Source organism: Streptomyces sp. BK239 (assembly GCF_004217285.1).
Taxonomy (GTDB): domain Bacteria; phylum Actinomycetota; class Actinomycetes; order Streptomycetales; family Streptomycetaceae; genus Streptomyces.
Window position 1 is genome coordinate 34,334 of record NZ_SHKS01000004.1, and the last position, 19,271, is coordinate 53,604.

A 19,271-nucleotide genomic window follows, 5' to 3' on the forward strand; every position below is an offset into this window, starting at 1 on the left:
GGACGGCTGGAGACGGAAACGGGGCGGCACGAGCGTACGGCGGCGGTACGACCGTACGGCGGGGTGGCGGCAGGGCGAGGGGGAGGGGCATGGGGGCGGCAGTGAACGGCATGACAGGCGAGGACACCGGCGGGGCAGCCGGGACCGGGGCAGGCGGGACAGACGCGGCCGGCGCCGCCGGAGGCGACGGCGGGGCCGGCGCCGTCGTGCTGACCGGCGCGACCGGTTTCATCGGCTCGCACACGCTGCGGGCGCTGTCCGCGCTGCCGGCCGGCCCAGGTCGGCCGCGCGTGAGAGCGCTGGTGCGCCGGCTCCCCGAGGGCGGGGCGGCCCTGCCCGTCGAGTGGTTCCACGGCGACGTGACCGACCCGGCCGGGCTGCGCGGGCTGTGCGAGGGAGCGCGGACGCTGGTCCACCTCGCCTCGTACGTCGGCGGGGACGAGCGGCGGTGCGAGGCGGTCAACGTGGACGGCACCCGCGCCCTGATGGCGGAGGCCGCGCGCGCCGGCGTCCGCCGGGTGGTGCACCTGTCGACGGCCGCGGTCTACGGCGCCGGCCCGCACCGGGGCGTCGCCGTCGACGAGGTGCCCGCCGAGCCGGTCTCCGCGGCGAGCAGGACCAGACTGGCCGGGGAGGCCTACGCCCGGGAGGCGGGCGCCGCGGTGCTGCGGCCCGGGATCGTGCTGGGCGAGGGGGACCGCTGGGTCGTCCCCGGGCTGCGGGAACTCGTGGAGCGGGTGCCCGCCGAGTGGGACGGCGGTCGGGCGCTGCTGTCCGTGGTGGACGTCGGCGACCTCGCCCGGCTGATCGCCGCGATCGCCGTCGGCCCGCACGAGGTGCCGCCCGGCGTGTACCACGTGGGCCACCCGGAGCCCGTCCGCATCGGCGACTTGCTGGCGCGGCTGGCCGCCTCCGACGTCCTGCCGCCCCGCCCGTCCGCCGACTGGCCGTGGCACAGGTGCCTGGAACACCTGCGGGCCGCCCCCGGCCGCGCCTCGGAACGCCAGTTCGCGCTGGTCGGCCGGGACCACTGGTACCAGTCCGACCACATATGGAGGCTGACCCGGGAAACGCCGGGCCCCGGCCCGCTGGCCAGGCTCGCGGGGTCGGCGAGGTGGTACCGCGAGCATCTGACTGCCCTCGTGGCGGCGCCCGCCGAGTCCGGACCGGCCTGATCTCACCCGGTCTGACCTGCGCCGTTGCCCGCGGTAGCGCGGTGTCGGCCGGATGCTGGGATCCTGGGAGCACCGCTGCCCACGACCTGACGACCAGGGGCGGTGAACGCCATGGCTGAGCTGGAGGAGAGCGGTGAGAGCGGTACGCGGTCGACGCCGTCGTACGCCGATCCACTGGGAGACCCCTATCTGCGCACACGGTTCGCCGTCCCGGCACGGCCGCTGACCTTCCTGCGGCGCGAGCGGCTGGTCAAGCATCTCGACCGGGCGCTGGACACGCCGCTGACCATGGTGAACGGCGCCGCGGGGGCGGGCAAGACCCTGCTGGTCGCCGACTGGGCCGCGGCGCGGCCGGAGTGCCTCGCCTGGCTCACCACCGACGAGGCGGACCAAGGCCCGGGCATGTTCTGGGCCTACCTCCTCCAGGCGCTGCGCTCCTCCGTGCCGGAGATGCCCGCCGACGTCGGCTGTCCGGCGGACCCGAGCCGCGTGCCCCACACGCTGCTGACGCGACTCGCCGCCGGACTCAGCGCCCGGGAGCGGCCGGTGACCTTGGTGCTCGACGAGTACGACCGGGTCACCGACCCGGAGATCGCGGAGCAGCTGGAGTTCGTCCTGCACCACGCGGGGGGCGGCCTGCGGCTCGTCCTCGTCACGCGCAACGAACCGCTGCTGCCGCTGCACCGCTACCGGGCGGCGGGCGAACTGACCGAGATCAGGGGCGGGGAGCTGGCGTTCACCCCGCAGGAGACGGCCGAGATGCTGGCCCTGCACGGGCTGCGGCTGCCGGAGCACGCGGCGCGCACGCTGGTGGAGCGGACCGGCGGCTGGGCCGCGGGGCTGAGACTGTGCGCCATGGCGGCGCTGGAGAGCCCGGATCCGCACACGTACCTCAAGGAGTTCGAGGCCGACCGCAGCCCCGTCGCGGACTTCCTGCTCGCGGAGGTGCTCAAGCGGCAGAGCGCCGAGACCCAGGACCTGCTGCTGCGGGTGAGCGTGCTCGACCGTTTCGACCCACAGCTCGCGAACGCGCTGACGCACCGCGGCGACGCCGAGCCCATCCTGAGCGCGCTGGAGCGGGAGAACGCGTTCGTCGAGCATCTCGGACACGCCTCCTACCGTCTCCACCCCCTGTTCGGGGAGATCCTCCGTGCCCATCTGCGGGTGCGCTCCCCGGGCCTGGAGCCCGTGCTCCACCAGCGGGCCGCGCGATGGCTCCGCCGCTCCGGACACCTCACCGAGACCCTCACCCACGGTGCGGCCGCGGGGGACTGGGAGTTCAGCGCGCGGGCCCTGGTCGACGACCTCGCCCTCGGCCAGTTCTTCACCGGTCTGCGCTCCGACGACCTGGCCGAGCTGTTCTCCCGGATGGACCCCGGGGTCAGGAGCACGGCCACCGACCTCGTCCGGGCGGCCCGCGAACTCGCCCGCGGCGACCTCGACGCCGGCCTGCCCCACCTCGACCGCGCTCGGCGCGGCCTCACGCGGGAAGACCCGTCGGCGCAACGCCGGGCCGCCGGAGCGCCGTACGAGGCGGAGCATCCCGCGCTCGACCCGTCCGAGGCGGCGGCCGCCCGGCTCGGCTGCGCCCTGCTCGAAGCGCTGGCCGCCCGGCTGGCCGGCTCGCCCGACAGGGCCGAGGCGGCGGGGGAGGAAGCGGGGGAACTGCGGACGAAGGTCCCCGGCCCGCTCCTGGACAGGCATCCGGAACTCTTCGCGCTCCTGCTGACCCACCTGGGCTCGGCCCGGCTGTGGGCCGGCGACTACGACGCCGCCCGCGACGCCCTCGCCGCGGCGGCCGGCGCGCCCGGCGGCGCCTCGACGGCGCTCCCACGTGAGGACGCCCTCGGCCGCCTCGCCCTGATCGACCACCTGAACGGCTGGCCCGGCAGGGCCGAACGCAGGGCCAGGGCCGCACTGGCCGAGACGGAGCGCTTCGGCCTGCCCCAGCCGTCCGGCTCCGGCATGGGGCGACTGGTCCTCGCCGCCGTCGCCGTGGAGCGCGGCGAACCGGCCCGCGCTCAGGCCCTGCTCGACGCGACGGGCGAGGCGCACCCCGCACTGCGGGATCCCGTCATGACGTCCTGCCGCGCCGCCGTCACCGCCCGTCTGCGTCTCGCGCGCGGTGACGCCCGGGCAGCGCTCCAGGCGGTGGAGTCAGCCGTCCGGGCCGAAGCGGCATCCCCCTGGGCATCAGCGCAGCGGGCGCTCGTCGTCGCCGCCGCGCACCTGGCCGAGGGGCGGCCGGACGCCGCCGCCGAACTGCTGCTCGCGGTCTCCGACGACCAGCCGGCCTGCACCGTGCAGGCGGCACGGTCCCTGCTCGCCGCGGGCCGGCCCGCGGCCGCGGCGGACCTGCTCGACGGACTGCGCCCCGACGACGGCTTCGGCCCCGCCGTGACCGTACGGGCCACCCTGGTGAGAGCACAGGCCGCCGACGCGGCCGGCGACCCCGCGAGAGCGTGCAGGCTCATCGCCCAGGCCCTCCGCGAGGCCCGCCGTGAACTGCTGCGCCGCCCCTTCCTGGAGGCCGGGGGGTGGATCCGGCCCCATCTCGACTCGGCGACCCTGCGGCCGTACGCGGCGGGCTGGCTCCTTCCCGCGAGCGCGAGCACACCCCCGGACGACGCCGACCGGCCGCCCGTCGTCGAGGAGCTCAGCGGCAGGGAACGCGACGTGCTGGCGCGGCTCGCGCAGATGATGTCCACGGAGGAGATCGCCGGCGACCTCTACGTCTCGGTGAACACCGTCAAGACCCACCTCAAGAGCGCCTACCGCAAGCTGTCGGTGAACCGCCGCAACGACGCCGTCCGCCGCGCCCGGGAACTGGGCCTCCTGTGACCTGCCCGACCACGGGCCGTCGGCGGTGAGACCGGGCTTCCTCGCTACGATCGGCTCGTCGAGGAGGCCAGGGGGTTGTTCGGTGGATGCTGACGCGGAGTCGGAGAACGTCCGGAAGTTGCTGACCGGGGCGGAGATCCGCTCGGTCGGTCGGGCGGCCGGCATGGGCGTGCTGGAACTGACCGGCGCGCACGGCGAGGACATCGGGGTGCACCTTCAGTGCGCCTTCCGGATCGTGCGTGACGACCGGGTGGTGCTGGGCTCGCGCGACATGTCGTATGTCCGCGGTGGGGCGCGGGAGGACGCGTTCGACACCTTCGACACCCTGTACGACGACCGCGCCGCGATCCTGAACCGCGTCCTGGCGAAGGCCCGTCCGACGGTTCGGTCCGTACACCAGGGTGTGGCGGGGGCCCTGACCGTCGAGGCTGCCCACGGCTTCGGCGTCCAGGCCTTCCCCGACCGCTCCGGCGGTGAGGAGTCCTGGCGCGCACTGGTCCGCGGCGGCCCGCACTACGGCTATCCGGCTGGTCTGGTCTGAGCCTCCCCGGGCGATGGCCGGATCAGCGCGGCGGCATGCCGACCGATCGGCCGCTCCTCTGCGATCACCTGCCGCGCGGCTTCAGGCTCGCCCGTTACGGGTGAGGCACCCGACGGGCCTCTGGGCTGCGATGAAAGTGGCAGCCGGTCGGTGTGGTCGCTGCCGGACGCCACCTCCTCCGGCGTCCAGGGCCGACTCGGCGAGGTGGACGACGTGAAACGCTGGCGGGCACTGATCGTCCTGGGCACGGCCCAGTTCCTGATGGTCCTGGACACCTCCGTCATGAACGTCTCCATCAGCCGGCTGGTGGAGGACTTCGACACCGAGGTGACCGCCATCCAGGCCGTCATCACCCTGTACGCGCTGGTCATGGCGGCCTTCATGATCATCGGGGGTCGCTTCGGAGACGTCCTCGGACGCCGGCGCGTCTTCCTCCTCGGCCTGGGCGTCTACGCCACGGGCTCGGCCCTGACCGCCGTCGCGCCCACCCTCTGGGTCCTCGCCCTGGGCTGGTCCGTCATCGAGGGGCTCGGCGCCGCCCTGGTCCTGCCGGCGATGGCGGCCCTCGTCGCCGAGTCCTACCGCGGCCGGGACAGGGCCGTCGCCTACGGAGTCATCGGGGGCCTCGCCGGTGCGGGGATCGCCGTCGGACCACTGCTGGGCGGCTGGGTGACGACGTACCTCACCTGGCGGCTGGTCTTCGCGGGGGAGGTCGTGGTCGTCCTCGTCGTCCTGTGCTTCCGCCGGGCGATCACGGAGACGCCCCGGGCCGGGACGCACCCCCGGCTGGACGGCGTAGGGGCCGCGCTGTCGGCCGCGGGGCTCGCCCTCGGCGTGCTCGGCGTCCTGCAGAGCAGCACCTGGGGCTGGGTGGAGCCCCGCAACCCGCCCTTCACCGTCCTGGGCTTCGCCCCCACCCTGTTCGTCATCGGCGCCGGCGTGGCCGTCCTGGCCGGCTTCGTGCGCTGGGAACGGCGGCGGGAGGCCCAGGGCACGGACCCCCTCGTCCACCTCCCGCTGCTGCGCCGGCCCGCGCTGCGTTCCGGCCTGATGGTCCTGCTGAGCCAGAACCTCATCCTCCTCGGACTGTTCTTCACCATCCCCCTCTACCTCCAGGTGGTGCAGGGCTTCGACGCCTTCGAGACGGGCCTGCGGCTGCTGCCGGTGTCCGTGACGATGTTGGCGGCCTCCCTGGGCGCCGCCCCGCTCGGGCGGAAGATGGGGCCGCGCGCGGTGGTGCGGCTCGCCCTGACCGTCCTGACCGGGGCCATCGCCTGGCTGCTGGCCACGATCGAACCGGCCGTCGACGACGCCCAGTTCGCCTGGGCGATGGCCCTGCTGGGGCTGGGTATGGGACTGCTGGCCTCGCAGCTCGGGAACGTCGTCCAGTCCAGCGTCGGCGAAGCGGAACGCAGTGAGGTCGGCGGGCTGCAGTTCACCGCGCAGAACCTGGGCTCGGCCCTGGGCACCGCGCTCATCGGATCGATACTCATCGGCGCCCTGGCCCACGCCTTCACCGCGCACGTGGAGGACGACCCGCGCCTGTCGGAGGAGGCCCGCCGGCAGACCGGCGTAGCCCTGGAGGCCGGCATCAGCTTCGTGCCGACGGAGCAGGTCCGCTCGGCCGCCGAGCGGGCCGGGCTGCCCCCGGCCGAGGTGGACGCCGTCGCCGACTCCTACGCCGCCGCGCAGCTCGACGGCCTCAAGGCGGCGATCCTCGCGGCCGGCGGCATCACCCTGGCGAGCTTCCTCGTCACCTCGCACCTGCCGACCCGAGGGCCGGCCGCCCGTGACCGTTCCGCCGCGGCACGGTGACCTGGGCTACCGATCAGATGTTCCTGCTCCGCCGACCCCATGGAGGCCGGGATGTCCGACGCCGGACCCGCCACGGCGCGCACGCGCCGCGTCGAACGCCGGGCCCACGCCGACTACACGGGCGGCGTGTACGGATCCATGCTGGCCGCCTCGGTGATCGTCGGGGCGGGCAGCCTGGGGTCGTTCCCCCGCCTGGAACTCGTGCTCCTGCTCCTGCTCACCGGTCTGTCGTTCTGGATCGCGCACGTCCACGCCCAGCTGTTCGGCGCGCGCCTGGCCCAGCGGAACCCCGGACGGCACGTCGTGCTGCGGGTGTGCCGCGAGGAGTGGCCCATCGTCAAGGCCGCGGTGCCGCCGGCCGTCGCCGTGGCGGTCAGCCCGCTGCTGGGCCTCGGCCTGCCGGGCACGCTCTGGCTGGCGCTCTCCGTGGCCGTGGCCGGGCAGGTGGGCTGGTCGTCGGCGGCGGCCCGTCGAGCCGGAGCGCCGTGGCGCATGGTGGCCCTCTCCGCGTCGGTCAATCTGCTGCTCGGACTGCTGATCATCGCGTTCAAGCTGATCGTGACGCACTGAGGCGCCGAGCGCGGCGGCCAATCACCTGTACGGGGTGAGGTCCCGTCGGCCGGTTCTGGCGGACCATCGCAGGGTAAGGGCGCGGTTCGCCTGTCCCAGGCCATCCGGGGAGCAGCAGATGCGCTATGAGATCCGCGTCGACGGACATATGTCCGAGACGCTGACCAGGGCCTTCCCGGAGCTGGACCATGTGGTGATGTCCGGTCAGACGGTCCTGTTCGGTCACGTGATCGACGAGGCGCACCTGTACGGCCTGCTCGCCCGCTGCCAGTCGCTCGGGCTGAGGGTGCTGGAGATGCGGCAGCTGCCGGAGTCCGGGGCGTGAGGGGGTCCCCGGCGGGGCGGCAGGGGGGTACGGACTTGGGGTAAGGGGGCCACCGGGGCTTCCGGAGCGACCGGAGCGACCGGGGCTTCCGGAGCGGTCTGAGCGGCCGGGCGGGGCACGGGGACTTGAGCGGCGGCTTCCTGTGGACTGACGGCGGGCTCGGCCTGCGCCTCGCAGCGGGCTCCGTGCGGCCTGCCGGGGGCCCGGCGGCCTGGCGGGCGGGTGGGTCGCCCAGCGCCGGTCGGGGCTCGCGGCTGGTCGGCCCGCGCATGCGCTCGGCGGCCTCGCGGCGGGGGCCCGTTCCTCGCGGTGAGTCGGCGTGCGCGCAGGGTCTTCCCGTGCGCGAGCCCGTGCGCGAGCAGGGTCCCCGCCGGTGTCTCCGTTGTCTCAGCCGGTGTCTCAGAGGCTTTCGGCGCGTACCCTGCCGGCGCTGACAGCGGCTCCCAGCGCCTCGAAGTCCCGGTCGTTCTGGTCCGCGTAGGCCTGACCGAACCCGGCGAGGGCCCGGTCGAAACGGTCGCTGCCGCCCAGGTAGGCGGCGATCGCGATCGGGTCGCCGGACCGGGCGTGGGCCCGTGCCAGACAGGACCCGCACAACCGCGCGAACAGCCGGAGCAGGCCCGGGTCCATCGTCTCCGGCCGGGCGATGCCCTTCCAGTCCCGCAGCTGCCGTACGTAGAAGTCCCGGTCGTGTCCGTCCAGGCCCGCGGCTCTGGTCCAGCCCAGGAAGATGTCGCTGGACGTCTGGATCAGCCGCTGCCCCGACACCACCCGGCGGCCCTGGTTGTCGTACCGCTCACCGCTCGTGTGGGCGGCGAGGACCGACTCCTGCGCCTCCTTCGCCTGGAGCAGCAGCGGGTCCTCCTCGTCGCGGCCGAGCATCAGCACGATCCAGCAGCGGGTGCCGACGCTGCCGACGCCGACCACCTTGCGGGCCACGTCGACCAGGCGGTAGCGGCGCAGCAGGTGACGGCGCTCCGACGACAGCGTCCGCGCGTACCCGTCCAGCACGGCCAGCAGGTTCTTCTCCTCCTCGGCGGGGTCGCTCGTCAGATCCCGCAGCGGGGTGATCAGCGGCGGGTCCGGGGTGATGCGCCGGCCCTCGGCGGTCACCCGGGTGAGCTTCTCGTACGCCTGGAGATAGGTGCGCGTCCGGGCGCGCGCCGTCGCCTCGGCGGTGCGCCGCTTGGCCTTGCGGTCCATCGACGAGGCCAGCAGCTCGCGTATCCGGTCGGCGTCGTCCTGCGCGTACCAGATGTCCAGGGTGCGCATGCCGGCGAACTCCCGCATCCGCTGCCGGTACGCCTTCACGCAGGTGTGTACCGCGGCGTTCTGCTCCGCCTCGGAGAAGCCGTTGGCCCGGGCGGCGATCACGAAGCTCGCGGCCAGCCGCTTGACGTCCCACTCGAAGGGGCCGCTGTGGGTCTCGTCGAAGTCGTTGATGTCGAAGACGAGATGCCGCTCGGGTGAGGCCAGCAGCCGGAAGTTGAGCAGGTGGGCGTCTCCGCAGAGCTGCACGGTCAGTCCGGTGTTCGGCACCGGTCCCAGGTCGGTCGCCATGATCGACGCGGCGCCGCGGTAGAAGCGGAACGGGGACTCGAGCATGCGGCCGTAACGCACCGGTACCAACTCCGGCACGCGGGAGGCGGACTGACGCTCTATCACCTCCACGGGGTCGGGCCGGTCCGGTTGCGCCTCGAACCAGCCGTGGCACGAGCGCGGCGCCCGCGCGCGGGCGTTCCTGCCGTACGCGGCTCGCTCGTCCGGTGCCAGAGAGGTGGTGAACACACTCGGTAGGGCCATGACCGCAACCTCCTGGACGCGTCCCCGGGCCTCCACCTCACCGCCGCCGGGCCGCGCGCGGATCACCCGCGGCGGGTGACCCGGCGGCGGACGGCGGGCGGGACGCTGGCGGGGCAAAGGTCACCGCCGTACAGCGCCCCGCCGGGGTCCCCGAACGCTCGCCGCCCACGCGAGGAGGAGCCATGACCGAGCCGCGTCAACCGGCCCCGCAGTACCCGCCCGGCGGGGTGCCCGCCGGAGGGTCGCAAGGAGCGCCGCCTGCGGGTGCGGCGGGGGCCGAGGCATATGGGGCCGCGGGGACCGGCGCGCTGGGGACGGGCGGTGAGGCGTGGGGCGCCGGGGGAGGAGCTGCGGGGGATCCCGCTCAGTTTCTGGCCGTCCTCGGGCGCTCGTGGCTGTGGATCCTCGGTTCCGCGATCGCCACGCTCGTGCCGGGCGTCATCGTCCTCGTCTGGCCGGAAGGGACCCTCCACGTCCTGGCCGTCCTCATCGGGCTCTACCTCCTGGCGGCCGGTGTGTTCCGGTTCGTCGGGGCCTTCGCGCGGGACGATCACGGCGAACGGCTGCCGGGGCTCCTCCTCGCCGTGCTGTACGTGCTCGGCGGTGTGCTGTGTCTGCGCAACCCGCTGCAGACCATCGCCGCCCTGTCGCTGATCGTCGGCGCGGTCTGGCTGGTGTCGGGCATCGTCACCCTCTTCACGGCCGTCGCCGCCAAGAACCTGCCCCACCGCGGCATCGTCATCGCCGCCGCCGCCCTAGCCGTCGTCGCGGGCGTCGTCGTACTGGCGCTGCCCACCGAGTCGGCCCGGGCACTGACCCGGCTGCTCGGCCTGTGGCTCGTCCTGCTGGGGCTGGTCGAGGTCGTGATCGCCTTCGCGTGGCGCGCTGCTGTACGCCGGTCGGGCGCTACGGGGTGACACGGCTCGCCGTGGCCGGCGTGAGCGCGCGCCGCGTGCTCGACCGTCCTGCGCGCTGCCCGCTTGCTTTTCACCTGGTGTGCAGCTTCGGGTTGCCTCCTGCGGTCCCCTCCCGCCGACTGAGGCACCCGACCGGGCCCGACGGTCGGAGCGCCGTGCCCTGCCGCGCCGGGGCGAGGGAAACCGAACCGCACCGCGCCCGGGCGAGCGGCGCCGAACCGCACCCCGCCCCACCCCGCTGTGCCGCAGGCGGAGCGCATCATCACCCGTCCCGGGTGAGGCGGCCGCCGCTTGCCGTGCGCACGCTGAGAACCAGACGCACCCCGCATGGGGGCCCCGCCCGTGTACGGGCCGAGGCCCGGAACGGAGAACGGACATGAGTGCGCAGACGTACCTCGCCTACGACTATCCACTGCTGAGCGCCTTCTGGACCATGCTGGTGTTCTTCCTGTGGATCATGTGGTTCGTGCTGCTCTTCCGGGTCGTCATGGACATCTTCCGCGACGACAAGCTGAGCGGCGGCGCCAAGGCCGGCTGGCTGATCTTCACGATCCTCCTGCCGTTCCTCGGCGTGTTCGTCTACGTGATCGTCCGCGGCAAGAACATGGGCCGCCGTGAGGCGGAGCAGGCACGCGCCCAGCAGCAGGCGTTCGACAGCTACATCCGCGAGACCGCCAAGGGCGCCGACGCGGGCACGAGCAGCGTCGACGAACTCGCCCGGCTCTCCGAGATCCGCGCGCGCGGCGACATCACGGACGAGGAGTTCCGCAAGGCCAAGCAACTGGTCCTGAGCGGCTCACACAACTGACCGAAGACCCACCGGCACCGAAGCGACCTGCACCGATCGAGTCCGACTCGCACCGATCGACGAAGACCTGCACCGATCCGCACGACCGTCACCGAATCGAGGCACCGGCATGACCACACACACCCGGCACACGACGTCGGCCAAGCAGCAGTGGGCCCAGGGCCTGACGGTGTTCGCCGCCGTCCTGCTCATGCTCGCGGGAGTACTGGACATCTTCCGCGGCATCATGGGCATCGCCGAGGACGACGTCTTCGTCACGACACGGAACTACGTCTTCCAGTTCGACCTCACCGGCTGGGGCTGGATCCACCTGATCCTGGGCGCGATCGCGGTCGTCGTCAGCATGGGCCTCTTCCAGGGAGCCATGTGGGCCCGAGTCGCCGGCATCACCATCGCCGGGCTCATCGTCATCGCCAACTTCCTGTCCCTGCCGTACTACCCGGTCTGGTCCGTCGTGATGATCGCGTTCTCCGGGTTCGTCATCTGGGCGCTGTGCGTGGGCGGCCGCGACGAGTCGCGCACGTTCGGCGCGCCGGGCAACGGGTGACGACCATGTGCCGGTGGCTCGCCTACTCGGGCACCCCCGTCCTGCTCGACACCATCCTCTACAAACCGCAGCACTCGCTGATCGACCAGAGTCTGCACGCCCGCATGGGCGTCGAGACCACCAACGGCGACGGCTTCGGCATCGGCTGGTACGAGCGACACGTCGACACCCCCGCGATCGTCCGGGAGGTCGGTCCGGCCTGGAACAACCGCAACCTGCGGGAGATCTCGGGGCACGTCAGCTCACCGCTCTTCTTCGCCCACATCCGCGCCTCCACCGGCACGGCGGTGCAGGAGACCAACTGTCACCCGTTCCGCCACGGCCGCTGGATGTGGATGCACAACGGGGCGATCGCCGAGTTCCACCGGATGCGGCGCGAACTGGCCCTGGCCGTCGACCCGGGCCTGTTCCTCGACATCGAGGGCTCGACCGACTCCGAGATGATGTTCTTCCTGGCGCTCACCTTCGGCCTGGAGAAGGATCCGCCAGCCGGCGTCGCCCGGATGGCGGACTTCGTCGAACGGACCGGCCATGCCCACGGGGTGGAGTTCCCGCTGCAGATGACGGTCGCCGTGACCGACGGGGAGCGGCTCTGGGCCTTCCGCTACTCCAGCCAGAAGGCGTCACGCACGCTCTTCTACAGCACCCGGGTGGACACGCTGCGCGCCCTCCACCCGGACGTGGAGTTCCTCCGCGAAGTGTCCGACGAGACCCGTCTGATCGTGTCGGAGCCCCTGGGCGGCCTGCCCGGGGCCTGGCAGGAGGTACCCGAGAGCACCTACGGCGTGGTGCAGGCGGGGGGCGACGAGATCCACCCGTTCGTCCCCCAGGCGGCGTAGGCCACGGCCCGTGCGGCCTGCATGGTTTGCACGCCTGCACCCGCCCGCGCCCGCGCCGCCTGCGACGACCGGCACCGGGCGTCCGACGGACGTCACCGGGACGGCGGGCTCAGTGGACGGAGAAGCCGCCGTCCACGAAGACCGACTGCCCGGTGACGTACGCGGAGCCCGGTCCGGCCAGGAACACGGCCGCTCCCGCGAAGTCCTCCGCCAGCCCGTTGCGCCCCACCAGCGTGCGCGCGGCGAGCGCCGCGACCCGCTCCGGGTCGGACGACAACCGCGCGTTCAACGGGGTCATGACGAAGCCCGGCACCAGCGTGTTGCAGGTGACTCCGTACGGCGACCAGGCCTCGGCCTGCGACCGGGCCAGCGACTCCAGCGCCCCCTTGGACACCCCGTAGGCGCCGCTCTGGACGAAGGCCCGGTGCGCCTGCTGGGACGAGACGTGGATGATCCGACCGTGACCGCGCTCGGCCATGCCGGGCCCGAAGCGCCGGCCCAGCAGAAACGGCGCCTCCAGGTTCACGGCCATGGTGGCGTCCCACACCTCGTCGTCGAGTTCGCCCATGGGCGGCCGCAGGTTGATGCCGGCGGAGTTGACCAGGATGTCGGGCTCGCCGAACGGCTCCACCGCACGATCCGCCGCAGCGCGCACCCCGTCGCGGTCGGCGAGATCACCGCTCACCCAGGCCGCCCGGCAGCCCTCGGCCGTCAACTCGTCCACGGTGGCGACGAGTTCGGACTCCCTACGGGCCACGACCACCACGCTCGCCCCCGCCCGCGCGAGGGCGCCGGCGATGGCCCGGCCGATGCCGGAACTGCCTCCGGTCACTACGGCGACCCGCCCGTCCAGCGAGAACAGTTCGGTGAGAAAGCGATGGGAGATCATTCCCGAACCCTAAAGGCCCCGGCCGCGCGGACGGCGGATAGGCTCCCCACATGGACAGCCGCTTGGACATCCGCGTGGACATCGTCAGGCAGGCGAGTCCCGAACTCGTCGACGCCTTCGGCCGGTTGCTGCCGCAGCTGTCCTCGACGGCGAAGCCGCTCGACGGTGAGGCGGTCGAGCGGATGGTGACGTGCGATGCCAACACGGTGCTGGTGGCCCGGGTGTCCGGGACCGTCGTCGGCACCTTGACGCTGGTGCTGCTGCCACTGCCGTCCGGTGTGCGGGCACGCGTCGAGGACGTGATCGTCGACGCCGAGGCGCGAGGCCGGGGAGTCGCGGCCCTCCTCACGCAGGAGGCCCTGCGCATCGCACGGGAAGCGGGCGCCAGAACGGTCGACCTCACCTCCCGCCCCGACCGTCCGGCGGCGAACCGCCTCTACGAACGCCTCGGTTTCCGCCCCAGGAACTCGACGGTCTACCGCGTCCCGCTCGACGGGTGAACCGACCCACCGGGTGAGACGCCGGGGCAAGGATGCGAGCATCCTCGGATGCGAGAGATCGACGAGCTGGTCCACGTGGACGACCCGGCGTGGCCGGAACTCGAGGAAGCGCTCGGTGCGAGCACCGTGCCGGTTCGGACGCTGCCCGCCGACGGCGAAGACGGGCGACGGGGCGTCCTGCAGATGCAGGTCACCGCACGCTCGGTGCTGGGGGCTCTGGCGCTGCACACCGGCGGACTGCTCCTGGACGACGGGTGGGTGCGCGTGTTCGGCGGCGGCTCGGCCCGGGACGGAGGGCTTCCGAGTCTGGCGCAGGTCAACGGTTTCCCCGCCGACTTCGATCCGGCATGGCATCCCGGGACCGGTCTCGTCGTCGGTCATGACGCCGTGGGCGGGGTCTTCGCGCTGAACGGCAGCGATCCCGCGGCTGCGGGCCGGCCGGGGGCGCCCGGACAGATGACGTACTTCGCTCCCGACACCCTGGCGTGGGAAGCGATGGAGATGGGCCACTCGGGCTGGTTCTTCTGGCTGCTCTCAGGCCGGTTGGAGACGTTCTACGACGGTCTGCGCTGGCCCGGCTGGCGCGAGGAAGCCGCGGCTCTGTCCTTGGCGGAGGGCATCTCCGTCTACCCGTTCCTGTGGACCAAGGAGGCCCACGCCGACCTCGCGGCGACAAGCCGGCGTCCCGTACCGATGCGCGGGATCCTGGGAGTCGCCGCGGACTTCGCCCGCAGCATGGGGCCGGCTGACCCGGGGTTCCTGGGCGACGTGTGACACCACGAGGCGCCACGCCCTAGCATCGGCGCCGACTCGAAGCAGGACCAGACGGTTTCCTCGTCCCGGAGGCAGCGCAGCCGACGCCTCACGGGTTCACCGCGTCGACTCCAGTATGCGGTCGAGGGTCCGACGCCCCATGCTGCTCATCGTCGGGTTGCTCTCGGTGTAGTACCAGACGGCGCCCATCGACTGTTCGAACGCCCAGGCCTTGCCGCGCTCCCACTCCAGGTCGTCACAGGTCAGTGTCCGTCGGAACACTTCCCGCGGGCCCGGCTGCAACAGGTGCCAGGCGCTGATCAGATCCAGCGCGGGGTCGGCGGGGCCGAAGCCGCCGGTGTCGAGTACGCCGGCGAGCCGGCCTTCCGCGACCAGTACGTTGCCGGGGATCAGGTCACCATGGCTCATCACGTCGGCATCTGTTCGCGGCAACTCCCGGAAACGGCTCCACAGTTGGCGGAGCCGGGGTACGTCGAGCAGCCCCTCGCTCTCCTCGAAGCACTGCGCCATCCAGTCGTCGTGGTGGGCGAGTACGCCGCCCCGGTTGTCGCCGTCGAAAAGCCGCCCACGCGTCTCGGCGTCCCGCAGGGCCGCGATGAAGGCCGCGAGGTCCTCGGCGAAAGCATTCGACCCACTCGGGTCGGCATCGAAAGCGACCGTTCCCGGCAGCCAGGTCTGGACCGACCACGGCATGGGGTATCCCGCTCCGGGCTTTCCCAAGGCGACGGGTTCCGGGACGGGAATCCGGGACACCCGGGCCAGCTCCCCACTCGCCTCGGCTTCCCGCTCCAGAACCGCCAGCGCCTCGGCGGCATCGACCGGACGCAGTGGGAAACGCGCGGAAAGGCCGTTGCCGATACGGAAGATGGCGTTGACCGTCCCGGTCGACGGCACGAGTCGGACGTCCTCGCCGCTCCACTGAGGGAACTGTTCTCGGATCAAGGTCGCAACGATGTCGGTGGTCACGTCCACCTGGTCATCGTGCATGGTCATTCGCGCGGGCCCTTCCGCCGGTTCGGTCCGAGACACAGGAAGCAGACCTGAACAACTGAGACGACAGTCAGTATTCACACGCCGGGGTCCGGATCAACCGAGATTTCCGCTCACTCACGGCGCTCTGACGGCGTGGCCGATCGCGGCGGCGACGTCCTCAGCGATGTGGGTGGGAATGCCGCAGCAGAACGCGGCGTGGCTACGGTCCTTCGCGGTCGGCTGCTCCGGATTGCGCGGTGGCTGCCGCCTCCAGCAGGAGCCAGCCGTCGAGCTCCACCGCCCGCCGCTCCTCCGGTCGCCACCCGCGGGCCAGCGCCACGTCGAGCAGTGCCCGGACGACGCCCGGCTCGTGCAGGTTCAGGCCTGCGCCCTGGATGAAGCCCACGTCCCCGGAGCCCAAGGGGGCCCCGCCCGGGACGTACCGGCCGGGCCCCTCGGCGAAGACGATGCGCAGCGGCCCGCCGGCGCCGGCAGGCCGAGGGGAGAGGGTGAGGGTCTGGCGGCAGTCCACGGACCGCCCGTCGGGGCCCGTTCGGTGGCTGTGGCGCATCGTCCACATGTACACGCGCCCGTCGGCGACCAGCCGGCGGGGCTTCTTCGCATGGCGAGGCACACGGCGATGCTACGCGGCCCGATCCACAGGACACCCCGCGCCTGCGTCCGGGGTCTTGTCATGCGAACGTTACCGATATATCGTCGAAGCATCACGACAGATCAACGATGGAATGAATGGAGTGGTGGCGATGCGTTCGCACGGGTTCGAGCGAGGTCATGGGCGGGATGAAGGCTTTCGGCGGGGGCGTGGTGGGTTCGAGGGGCGGCGTGCGGCGTTCGGGCCGTTCGGGCCCGGGGGGCCGGGTGGACCCGGGGGGCCGGGTGGACCCGGGGGGTTCGGGCCCGGGTTCGGGCCGGGCCCCTGGGGCGGGCGCGGGCGTGGCGGGCCCAGGGGCAGGGCGCGGCGGGGGGATGTGCGGGCCTCGATCCTGGCGTTGCTCAAGGAGCGGGCCATGCACGGCTACGAGATGATCCAGGAGATCGCCGAGCGCAGCGGCGGCGCCTGGAAGCCGAGCCCCGGCTCGGTGTACCCCACCCTGCAACTGCTGGAGGACGAGGGGCTGATCAGCAGTGAGTCGGAGGGCGGCAAGAAGCTGTTCTCGCTCACCGACGCCGGCCGCGCGGCGGCGGAGGAAGGGCCCGACGCACCCTGGGAGGAGGCCTCCCGCGGGGTCGACTGGGAGGCGCTCGGTGAGATCCGGCAGGCCGGCTTCGGGCTGATGGAGGCCTTCGGGCAGGTTTGGAAGACCGGCAGCAAGGAACAGCGCGACAAGGCGCTCGCCGTCGTCAACGAGGCCCGAAAGAAGCTGTATCTCATCCTCGCCGACGAGGATTGACAGGGGTCGGGACGCGGGTTGAGGGCGCCCCGCGCGGCGCCCCGTGCGGCACACCGCGGGGGCGCCCTCGTGTCCCCGGCCTCGACGGGCCGGCTCAGGTCACCAGACCGCCGAGCTTGCGCAGTGACTCGTTCAGCGCCGCCGTCCCCGAGTCCTTGAGCCTGCCCGCCATGATCGACACGGCGGCGCCCGTGAACTCACCGTCGATGCGGACCGTCGTCGCGTCGCCGTCGGGGGTGAGGGTGTAACGCGTGGCGACGTTCACCGCCATCGGGCCCTTGCCGCGAATGGCCAGCACCCGGGCCGGCGTCAGCTCCGCCACCGTCCACTCCACCTCGGCGGGGAAGCCCATCAGTTTCATGTTCTCCTGGAAGGTCGCGCCCACTTCGAGGGCACTCGGGCCGCCCCCGGGGAAGCTGGTGTGGGTCGCGTTCCACTCCCCGTATCCCGACCAGTCCGTGAGTCGGGCCCACACCTTCTCGGCCGGCGCCTCGATACGGGCCTCCGCGCTGACTTCGGCCATACGACCACCTCTTCGTGTCCGGCGACTCGGGCTTGGCTGCGGTGTCGCGAAACGTAGCCGCAGGGCCGTCGACATTCAATACTGACGAACCGTCAGGAAGTGCGGCGTACAGGCGGCGCGCCTCCACGGTGACAAAGCGGCTGAATCTCATCCCTGAGGAGGAGATGCCGCGCGCTCTGATCCACTCAGCGCGGCACCCGAGAATGCTTCCCTCAGAGGATGCCCGGAGCCGCCGGAACTGGTGAGGTGGACAGGTGCCACCCCGTACTCCCCGGCAGCCGTCCCCCGACCGGACGGCGCGCGCCATGGACGACGACGCCGGGTTCAGCGCGGAGCTGACGTCGGCTCTGGGCGGCGCGCGCCGCCGCGCGGTCCGTGACGGCGACCGGCAGATCGACACCGCGCACCTCCTGCACTCCCTGCTGGAACACGACCCCCTGGTCCGCGCCGCGTTCGCCGAGGGCTCCCAGCTCGCCCGGCTCCTCGGCTACCTCGTCCAGCGCAGCATCGGCTACGGCCTGCGCTGGCAGAGCGGCGTCGAGGACTCCGGGGCCCTGCCCGTCGTCACCGCCGCCGTCACCGACCCCCGACCCGCGCCCGACGCCCAGGCCCCACTCGCCGCTGCCGGCGCCCCGGTCATCGCCGCCCAGGCCCCGCCCGCCGCGTGCCCCCTCGCCGAGGGCTTCTCCCCCCTCGCCACCGCCGCGCTCGACCACGCGCGCGTACGGGCCGCCGCCCGGCGTGCCGAGGGTCGCGCCCGCCCGGGGGAGCCGGCGCGCGGCGTGGACCTCCTCGCGGCGATCGTCGCCGACCCCGGGGCTCGCGCTGTGGAGGTCCTCACCCGCGCCGGCGTCGACCCGCTCGCCCTGCGCGCCCGCGTCGAGGCCGGTCTCGACGTCCGGCTCCCCGGCGGCGGAAGCACCTGCTGAGGAGGCACGCACGCGACGAGCCGTCCGGCCGGTGAGACAGGTGTCAACGGGGATGACGCTCATGTCGTCGCCTGTCATCATGTGCCGGTGCATACCTCTGTGAGCAGTCAGGGCAATCGCGGAAAGGGCCTCGGGCTCGGTCTGGCGATCGGGTCGGCCATCGCGTTCGGCGGTTCCGGGGTCGCGGCCAAGCCGCTGATCGAGGCGGGACTCGACCCGCTGCACGTGGTCTGGCTGCGTGTGGCCGGCGCGGCCCTGGTGATGCTGCCGCTCGCCGTCCGTCACCGTGCGCTCGTACGCCGCCGCCCCGCGCTGCTCGCCGGGTTCGGACTGCTCGGCGTGGCCGGTGTCCAGGCCTTCTACTTCGCCGCGCTCTCCCGCATCCCCGTCGGCGTGGCGCTGCTCGTCGAGTACCTCGCGCCCGCGCTCGTGCTCGGCTGGGTGCGGTTCGTGCAGCGGCGGCCGGTGACGCGGGCCGCCGCGTTCGGCGTGGTGCTCGCGGTGGGCGGGCTCGCCTGCGTCGTGGAAGTGTGGGCGGGGCTGAGCTTCGACGCCCTCGGCCTCCTCCTCGCGCTCGGCGCCGCCGGCTGCCAGGTCGGCTACTTCGTCCTCTCCGACCAGGGCAGCGACTCCGCCGACGGCGCCCCGGACCCGCTCGGCGTCATCGCCTACGGCCTCCTGGTCGGCGCCGCCGTGCTGACGGTCGTAGCCCGCCCTTGGGCCATGGACTGGTCGGTGCTCGCGCACTCCGCCGTCATGGACGGCACCCGCGTCCCGGCCTGGGCCCTGCTCGCGTGGATCGTGCTGATCGCCACGGTCGTCGCCTACGTCACCGGTGTGGTCTCCGTGCGCCGGCTGTCCCCGCAGATCGCGGGCGTCGTGGCCTGCCTGGAGGCGGTCATCGCGACCGTCCTGGCCTGGGTCCTGCTCGGCGAGCACCTCTCGGCGCCGCAGATCGTGGGCGGCGCGGTGGTCCTGCTGGGCGCGTTCATCGCCCAGTCGTCCGCTCCGGCCAAGAGCTCCGGCGAACCCGTGACCGGCGGCAGCCCCGAACGGCAGCTGGCCGCCCGGGGGACGGCCGCCTAGGCGGG

20 protein-coding genes are annotated in these 19,271 nt (G+C 73.0%); 15 read left to right on the forward strand and 5 right to left on the reverse strand.

Translation table 11 applies throughout. The annotated features are described in order from the left end of the window. Positions 1 to 89 precede the first annotated feature (89 nt). From EV567_RS13635 to EV567_RS13660, 6 genes are all read left to right on the forward strand, one after another. Positions 90 to 1,175 (forward strand): NAD(P)-dependent oxidoreductase, encoded by a 1,086-nt coding sequence (locus EV567_RS13635; RefSeq protein ID WP_242620798.1) that lies wholly within the window; start codon positions 90 to 92, stop codon positions 1,173 to 1,175. Positions 1,176 to 1,286: 111 nt separating this feature from the next. Then, a complete protein-coding gene (locus EV567_RS13640; protein ID WP_130439685.1) occupies positions 1,287 to 4,016 on the forward strand; it encodes a LuxR C-terminal-related transcriptional regulator in 2,730 nt (909 codons plus the stop codon). 82 nt (positions 4,017 to 4,098) lie between these two features. Further along, complete coding sequence (locus tag EV567_RS13645; RefSeq protein WP_130439687.1) at positions 4,099 to 4,557, forward strand: hypothetical protein; 459 nt, start codon at positions 4,099 to 4,101, stop codon at positions 4,555 to 4,557. A gap of 213 nt (positions 4,558 to 4,770) precedes the next feature. Next, positions 4,771 to 6,372, forward strand: coding sequence for an MFS transporter (locus tag EV567_RS13650; protein WP_130440599.1), 1,602 nt, complete (start codon positions 4,771 to 4,773; stop codon positions 6,370 to 6,372). 51 nt (positions 6,373 to 6,423) lie between these two features. Next, complete coding sequence (locus EV567_RS13655; RefSeq protein WP_242620799.1) at positions 6,424 to 6,942, forward strand: hypothetical protein; 519 nt, start codon at positions 6,424 to 6,426, stop codon at positions 6,940 to 6,942. Positions 6,943 to 7,060: 118 nt separating this feature from the next. Beyond that, positions 7,061 to 7,267: a hypothetical protein gene (locus EV567_RS13660; protein ID WP_130439691.1), complete on the forward strand. Its 207-nt coding sequence runs from the start codon at positions 7,061 to 7,063 to the stop codon at positions 7,265 to 7,267. Positions 7,268 to 7,666: 399 nt separating this feature from the next. On the opposite strand, the gene EV567_RS13665 is transcribed toward EV567_RS13660, so the two are convergent. Continuing rightward, positions 7,667 to 9,070: a DUF2252 domain-containing protein gene (locus tag EV567_RS13665; RefSeq protein WP_130439693.1), complete on the reverse strand. Its 1,404-nt coding sequence runs from the start codon at positions 9,068 to 9,070 to the stop codon at positions 7,667 to 7,669. Between the two features lie 182 nt (positions 9,071 to 9,252). Here EV567_RS13665 and EV567_RS13670 point away from each other — a divergent pair, with 182 nt between their 5' ends. The 4 genes from EV567_RS13670 to EV567_RS13685 all read left to right on the forward strand — a co-directional run bounded on the left by EV567_RS13670 (position 9,253) and on the right by EV567_RS13685 (position 12,181). Next, positions 9,253 to 9,987 (forward strand): HdeD family acid-resistance protein, encoded by a 735-nt coding sequence (locus tag EV567_RS13670; protein WP_130439695.1) that lies wholly within the window; start codon positions 9,253 to 9,255, stop codon positions 9,985 to 9,987. A gap of 376 nt (positions 9,988 to 10,363) precedes the next feature. After that, complete coding sequence (locus EV567_RS13675) at positions 10,364 to 10,795, forward strand: SHOCT domain-containing protein (RefSeq protein WP_130439697.1); 432 nt, start codon at positions 10,364 to 10,366, stop codon at positions 10,793 to 10,795. Positions 10,796 to 10,904: 109 nt separating this feature from the next. Further along, entirely contained in the window at positions 10,905 to 11,342 is a 438-nt protein-coding gene (locus EV567_RS13680; RefSeq protein WP_130439699.1) for a hypothetical protein, read from the forward strand. Between the two features lie 5 nt (positions 11,343 to 11,347). After that, positions 11,348 to 12,181 carry a class II glutamine amidotransferase gene (locus tag EV567_RS13685; protein WP_130439701.1) on the forward strand — a complete coding sequence of 278 codons (834 nt, stop codon included), beginning with the start codon at positions 11,348 to 11,350 and terminating at the stop codon, positions 12,179 to 12,181. 109 nt (positions 12,182 to 12,290) lie between these two features. On the opposite strand, the gene EV567_RS13690 is transcribed toward EV567_RS13685, so the two are convergent. Beyond that, a complete protein-coding gene (locus EV567_RS13690) occupies positions 12,291 to 13,070 on the reverse strand; it encodes an SDR family NAD(P)-dependent oxidoreductase (protein ID WP_130439703.1) in 780 nt (259 codons plus the stop codon). A 50-nt stretch (positions 13,071 to 13,120) separates the two neighbouring features. Here EV567_RS13690 and EV567_RS13695 point away from each other — a divergent pair, with 50 nt between their 5' ends. Then, entirely contained in the window at positions 13,121 to 13,570 is a 450-nt protein-coding gene (locus tag EV567_RS13695) for a GNAT family N-acetyltransferase (RefSeq protein ID WP_130439705.1), read from the forward strand. Between the two features lie 48 nt (positions 13,571 to 13,618). Beyond that, positions 13,619 to 14,344 carry a DUF2625 domain-containing protein gene (locus EV567_RS13700; protein ID WP_130439707.1) on the forward strand — a complete coding sequence of 242 codons (726 nt, stop codon included), beginning with the start codon at positions 13,619 to 13,621 and terminating at the stop codon, positions 14,342 to 14,344. Positions 14,345 to 14,440: 96 nt separating this feature from the next. Here the strand turns inward: EV567_RS13700 and EV567_RS13705 are convergent, their stop codons facing one another. Together EV567_RS13705 and EV567_RS13710 are read right to left on the reverse strand one after the other, a co-directional pair. After that, the gene (locus EV567_RS13705) at positions 14,441 to 15,337 is read right to left on the reverse strand and encodes an aminoglycoside phosphotransferase family protein (RefSeq protein ID WP_130439709.1); all 897 of its coding nucleotides are present in this window, start codon (positions 15,335 to 15,337) and stop codon (positions 14,441 to 14,443) included. Positions 15,338 to 15,536: 199 nt separating this feature from the next. Further along, a complete protein-coding gene (locus EV567_RS13710; protein WP_207228768.1) occupies positions 15,537 to 15,950 on the reverse strand; it encodes a hypothetical protein in 414 nt (137 codons plus the stop codon). Positions 15,951 to 16,080: 130 nt separating this feature from the next. Between EV567_RS13710 and EV567_RS13715 the strand changes: the two genes are divergently transcribed. Beyond that, positions 16,081 to 16,728 carry a PadR family transcriptional regulator gene (locus EV567_RS13715; protein WP_130439711.1) on the forward strand — a complete coding sequence of 216 codons (648 nt, stop codon included), beginning with the start codon at positions 16,081 to 16,083 and terminating at the stop codon, positions 16,726 to 16,728. Between the two features lie 94 nt (positions 16,729 to 16,822). On the opposite strand, the gene EV567_RS13720 is transcribed toward EV567_RS13715, so the two are convergent. Then, positions 16,823 to 17,251, reverse strand: coding sequence for an SRPBCC family protein (locus EV567_RS13720; RefSeq protein WP_130439713.1), 429 nt, complete (start codon positions 17,249 to 17,251; stop codon positions 16,823 to 16,825). 254 nt (positions 17,252 to 17,505) lie between these two features. On the opposite strand from EV567_RS13720, the gene EV567_RS13725 reads away from it, so the two are divergent. Next, entirely contained in the window at positions 17,506 to 18,180 is a 675-nt protein-coding gene (locus EV567_RS13725) for a Clp protease N-terminal domain-containing protein (RefSeq protein ID WP_407071585.1), read from the forward strand. 81 nt (positions 18,181 to 18,261) lie between these two features. Further along, positions 18,262 to 19,266: a DMT family transporter gene (locus EV567_RS13730; RefSeq protein ID WP_130439715.1), complete on the forward strand. Its 1,005-nt coding sequence runs from the start codon at positions 18,262 to 18,264 to the stop codon at positions 19,264 to 19,266. Positions 19,267 to 19,271: the final 5 nt, after the last annotated feature.

Bases quoted from the DNA above. Each gene is read 5' to 3' on its own strand.
- EV567_RS13635 (WP_242620798.1), top strand. From the start codon at position 90: ATGGGGGCGGCAGTGAACGGCATGACAGGCGAGGACACCGGCGGGGCA.
- EV567_RS13640 (WP_130439685.1), top strand. From the start codon at position 1,287: ATGGCTGAGCTGGAGGAGAGCGGTGAGAGCGGTACGCGGTCGACGCCG.
- EV567_RS13655 (WP_242620799.1), top strand. From the start codon at position 6,424: ATGTCCGACGCCGGACCCGCCACGGCGCGCACGCGCCGCGTCGAACGC.
- EV567_RS13660 (WP_130439691.1), top strand. From the start codon at position 7,061: ATGCGCTATGAGATCCGCGTCGACGGACATATGTCCGAGACGCTGACC.
- EV567_RS13665 (WP_130439693.1), bottom strand. From the start codon at position 9,070: ATGGCCCTACCGAGTGTGTTCACCACCTCTCTGGCACCGGACGAGCGA.
- EV567_RS13670 (WP_130439695.1), top strand. From the start codon at position 9,253: ATGACCGAGCCGCGTCAACCGGCCCCGCAGTACCCGCCCGGCGGGGTG.
- EV567_RS13675 (WP_130439697.1), top strand. From the start codon at position 10,364: ATGAGTGCGCAGACGTACCTCGCCTACGACTATCCACTGCTGAGCGCC.
- EV567_RS13680 (WP_130439699.1), top strand. From the start codon at position 10,905: ATGACCACACACACCCGGCACACGACGTCGGCCAAGCAGCAGTGGGCC.
- EV567_RS13685 (WP_130439701.1), top strand. From the start codon at position 11,348: ATGTGCCGGTGGCTCGCCTACTCGGGCACCCCCGTCCTGCTCGACACC.
- EV567_RS13690 (WP_130439703.1), bottom strand. From the start codon at position 13,070: ATGATCTCCCATCGCTTTCTCACCGAACTGTTCTCGCTGGACGGGCGG.
- EV567_RS13695 (WP_130439705.1), top strand. From the start codon at position 13,121: ATGGACAGCCGCTTGGACATCCGCGTGGACATCGTCAGGCAGGCGAGT.
- EV567_RS13700 (WP_130439707.1), top strand. From the start codon at position 13,619: ATGCGAGAGATCGACGAGCTGGTCCACGTGGACGACCCGGCGTGGCCG.
- EV567_RS13705 (WP_130439709.1), bottom strand. From the start codon at position 15,337: ATGACCATGCACGATGACCAGGTGGACGTGACCACCGACATCGTTGCG.
- EV567_RS13715 (WP_130439711.1), top strand. From the start codon at position 16,081: ATGCGTTCGCACGGGTTCGAGCGAGGTCATGGGCGGGATGAAGGCTTT.
- EV567_RS13720 (WP_130439713.1), bottom strand. From the start codon at position 17,251: ATGGCCGAAGTCAGCGCGGAGGCCCGTATCGAGGCGCCGGCCGAGAAG.